The sequence below is a fragment of the Alistipes sp. AF48-12 genome, assembly GCF_003477565.1.
In the GTDB taxonomy this organism is placed as follows: Bacteria; Bacteroidota; Bacteroidia; order Bacteroidales; family Rikenellaceae; genus Alistipes_A; species Alistipes_A hominis.
Window position 1 is genome coordinate 1 of record NZ_QUDJ01000040.1, and the last position, 4,555, is coordinate 4,555.

The following is a 4,555-nucleotide window of genomic DNA, read 5'->3' on the forward strand; positions in this document are numbered from 1 at the left end:
TCAGTTCGTCTATGCTTTTACGATTTTTCAGATCATACTTGTAAACCGCATATTGAGGAAGCATAACCGTTTCATACAAAAGCACCGAATCATCAATCAAATGCATATGGTTAAAAACTTCGTGCAACGGAATTTCATAACACTCCGTCAAATGGACACGAGCCGCCGAGTCCACCGCAAGACTTTTCAAATGCCTATGAGCATATCCAAAAACATAAAAAGTATCCGTACGCGACTCTACCAAAGTAGGAAATGTAGAAAATTCTTCCGGGCCTCTCCCCTGATTTCCGGTCGCACAAACGAACCGCAAATCCGGCACAGTAAAGACAAACAATTGTTTTTTTGGCTGTCCGCTCCGAACAAGCAAATAATCCCCTTTTTGGATCATGTAACTAGGATCCATCACGTCACCCACCGGACATTTAACGGCTTGAATTCTTTTTTCCTGAGGGAAAGCTCGCTTCGCCGTAACGGCCGTATCGCGATCGCCGCACGAAAAGAGCGGTACGGCAAGCGACAATACCCATAAAAGTTTTCTCATAATCCGCGCAGACATTTATATATAGCAGTATCCTGCCAAACTTTCGTGAAGTTACTCTTTTAGAAGCGAAAAACAAAATAAAAGCATTGCAAAAAGTCGTTTTTGCAATGCTTTTACCGTTAGGACGATACCGCCCCCCCCGACACTAAATCAAAACGCCGGCCAGGCTAAACTCTCTACAAGAACCGCTAATTTTTATATTCGTAATAAAATATTACCGGATTCGAATTTTCATCCAACTGTTTCAACTCATCCAGATTATCCAGTTTCGGAGACAAAACACCGTCCACCGCACACGACTTCAAATTACCGGACGGATTATTGTCATAAAAATAGACACCCTTATCGGTCGTACACCCCAGAACAGTATACAACGTCATCGAAACATCTTTTTTAAAAAGCAGATCATCCTTAATGCCTCCGACCAATTTGGTTTCTTTCGTTTTAACATGATACACGACAGCATCGGCTTTGCGTCCGTCGTAATACCCGAAATAAATAAAACTCCCTTTCTTTTCGATATAATCGCTTATGCCGAAAATTTTCCCCGCAGAAAACAGTGTCATTAGAAAGGTCGGACTCATCTTATCCTTTTCAAATTTTTTCCAATCTTTCGCACGCATCCACTTCTCCGTTTTGACTACCAGATACGGTTTCACCTCTTTCGAACTAACATAGATAACCGTATCCATAAATCGCTCTACGAAACGCGAGGACTCCCGATCGACGGAATAAAAAACCGTAGGCTCAATTTCTTGCAGATTTTCCCACCTCTGATTATAGAGGTTATTCAGATAAGCGTTCTGCTGCACGCCCGTGGCAGTATCTATTTTTTGCAGCAAATAACTCTCTTTGGAAGATTGTCCGAAAAACGCGTCCGCAAACAAAGCCCCTTCATTGTACTGAATATGATAACTCCGGGTACCGCCTTTGGGGTTAACCGTAATATATCCGATAAATTTCCCCGTCCCGATATCATATTTATTAATCCGTTGTTTGCTCCCGTCGAGTATAAACAACTCGTCGTTTTTTTGATCAAGGCTGAAATCGAACGGGGCGATATACTCTCCGGGGCCGTTTCCGACACTGCCGAACCGGCGGACAAACGCCCCGTCACTCGAAAACAGATAAACGCCTTTGGTTTGGTTCCGGTCCAGCACGAAAATACCGTCACGACCCACCTGCATTTTACTGATCTCGCCGATCAGGACACTGTCATTTGCACCTAAGACCACCGTTTTCAATTTTCCGAATACAGCGGAATACACAATGTTTTCCCTATCAGCGTGATCAATATCGACAACGTACAAATCGTTGTTTACAGTTAAAGGAGTTTCACCCCGAGTGCGATTGTTACAGGCACATAAAATAAAGACGACAATAAAACAGCATACCCTTAGCATAACATGCAAGATAAACATAATCCAAATGTATAACTAACAATTCATATCCAAAGTGAGATCGGAATAACCGGTCACATATCCCTCACAATCATACGTAGTACTCACCGTCCCGGACTTACAGGGACCTGAACCGTCTCCCTCGCAACTATATGTTGTTATTATCGCAAACGTAGATTCAAATTTCCCATCTCCATCACAATCGGCACGCATAATACTAGGGACATTTTTTTGGCAAGATCCTGAAGCACCCCCTTCTTCACCCGCAGTCAAAACCTCAACATTTTTCAGCAAGAGAGAAACGTCCTGAATATTACTATTTCTGTTATTCGACGCAACACTGATTAAAACAACAACGATAAAAGAAATTACGGCAAATAATATTTTTTTTCATTCTTTTAAATTAATTCTCATTAGATTACACAACCATTTAAATAAACTCTGATTTTACATACGTTTTTTCTCACATTTCTACTTTATCCATAGGCATTCTTATATTGGTTTGTCTTTAAAGTTACATTATCCTTTCGCAAAAAGCAAAATAAAAGCATTGCAAAAAGTCGTTTTTGCAATGCTTTTACCGTTAGGACGATACCGCCCCCCCCGACACTAAATCAAAACGCCGGCCAGGCTAAACACCTTTCAAAGACCATTAATTCTTATACTCATAATAAAATATCACGGGATTCGAATTTTCATTTAAAACTTTCAATTTATCTAGCCCTTCCAATGTCGGAGACAGCACCCCACCTTCAACCCATCCTTTCAAATTTATAAAAGGGGCATTATTAAAATAATAATATTCACCCTCACCTGTCGAACAACCGAATTGCGGCATTAATGCCTGTGCATTTTCACTAAAAAGCAGGTCATCCGTCATTAAATCAAATAACGTCGTATTCCCCGTTCTGGTGTCGAACGCAACAAAAACAATCGTTCCTCCCTTCATATACCGAAAATAAATAACATGATTATGTTCCCTGTAATCATGGATACCATAGATCTTGTTTGTCTGAAAAAGTTGTGCCTCCAGCGGTAATCGGGAATTCATATCCACAACTTTTAAATCCTGCGGACGTAACAGATCCTCGCTTTGCAAAGCCATATAAGGCATTACTCCTTGGGAGCCGATATAAAATACAGTATCCATAAACTGTTTCACGAATCGGTACGCATTCTTCTCTCCCGGATAAAAAACTTTACTATCTATCCGTTCCGGATCGTGCCACTGTTTATTGTATGCCGAACTCATATAAACACCATCACTTTTTGCTGTCGAAAGATCAATTCGCCGCAACAAACCATCCGTAGCCGGTTGCTCATCAAAACAATACAGATCTACAAACAATGATCCGTCTGCCCACTGTATCCGATGGCTCCGAATCCCGGACTCTTTGTCCAATGCGATTGTTTTCTGGAATTTCCCATCGGAGATATTGTATTGACTGATCGTTTGTTTTTGATCGTCGAGTATATAAATCCGACCGTTCACCATATCCAGTGAAAAATCACCCGGAACGATATATTCGCCCGGCCCATTCCCCCGACTTCCGATCTGCCGTACGAATACACCGTCACGCGTAAATTCAAATACACCTTTAGCTTGATGTCTATCTAATATAAAGATGCGATTATTCAAACCTTGTATTTTGTCAAGACTTCCTATCCACACCGATGTGTCCAGAACAATAGCATTCGCTTTTTGAAATAACGAAGACATGAATAACACTTTTTCTCGCTCCGCACGATCGACATCGACAACATACAGACTGTCATTCCGTAAAACCCCACTCGTCCCGGAATTCGTAGGACAAGAAATCCAGAAGACGAACAAACAAATACAAAAGAAAGAAAACTTCATTTTTACACATTTAGAGAGTCTTTCCCAACAAACGCTTCGACCCCACTCGACCGAAATCAGCCACAAACGATTACTCTCGTATAATCATTAGTGGATTGCATATATCCTTCACAATCAAAATAGACATTACCATTAAACTTCTCAGTCTCATTTTTTTTAATTAATAAAATTATACAACTATTTCAATCAATTTTGATTTCACATACGCTTTCTCTCTTACATTTCTACTTCATCCATAAGCATTCTTATATTGGTTTGTCTTTAAAGTTATATTATCCTTTCGCAAAAAGCAAAATTAAAGCATCGTTAAAAGTCAATTTTAACGATGCTTTAATGAGAAAACGTCGATTCTTGGGGTAGAAATGAAAATTTATAAATCATACCGGAGCAACGTATCTATGCAGGAAGGATGCGTAGCGTAAATACAATTATTTTTTTCGTCCGGATAAAAATACAACGGCGGTATATCGAACCGGTACAAAGCGACCGGATTGCCGTCGTAATCGTACACCTCGATCGTATTGCTGCGGTTTTCGCCTTTTTCGGTTCGCGCGCCTTTGAACAAGGCATAAAAATATTTATCCCCCGGAATAACCCCCAAATAATACAATTCTTCATCCCGAAATGCAGGCTTCTGAGGTTTGTAAACTCCGACGATCCGCCGCTTCAGCCTGAAATCCTTTACATCATAAATATCGATCTGGTTTTTATACAAATAAACGTATATCATTACCGAATCGTTAGCCGCCATAT

General features: G+C 40.5%; 4 protein-coding genes. All 4 read right to left on the reverse strand.

The genetic code is table 11. The features are described from left to right. Positions 1-541: hypothetical protein (locus tag DW082_RS13955; RefSeq protein WP_147387082.1), on the reverse strand; the 541-nt coding region annotated here is incomplete at its 3' end. 188 nt (positions 542-729) lie between these two features. Then, a complete protein-coding gene (locus DW082_RS13960) occupies positions 730-1,851 on the reverse strand; it encodes a 6-bladed beta-propeller (RefSeq protein WP_220452665.1) in 1,122 nt (373 codons plus the stop codon). A 742-nt stretch (positions 1,852-2,593) separates the two neighbouring features. After that, complete coding sequence (locus DW082_RS13965) at positions 2,594-3,802, reverse strand: 6-bladed beta-propeller (RefSeq protein ID WP_118459172.1); 1,209 nt, start codon at positions 3,800-3,802, stop codon at positions 2,594-2,596. A 370-nt stretch (positions 3,803-4,172) separates the two neighbouring features. After that, positions 4,173-4,555 (reverse strand): hypothetical protein (locus tag DW082_RS13970; RefSeq protein WP_118459174.1); only part of this gene is annotated, 383 nt, incomplete at its 5' end.

Excerpts from the sequence above, each read along its gene's own strand:
- DW082_RS13965 (WP_118459172.1), bottom strand. The coding sequence starts at position 3,802 with ATGAAGTTTTCTTTCTTTTGTATTTGTTTGTTCGTCTTCTGGATTTCT.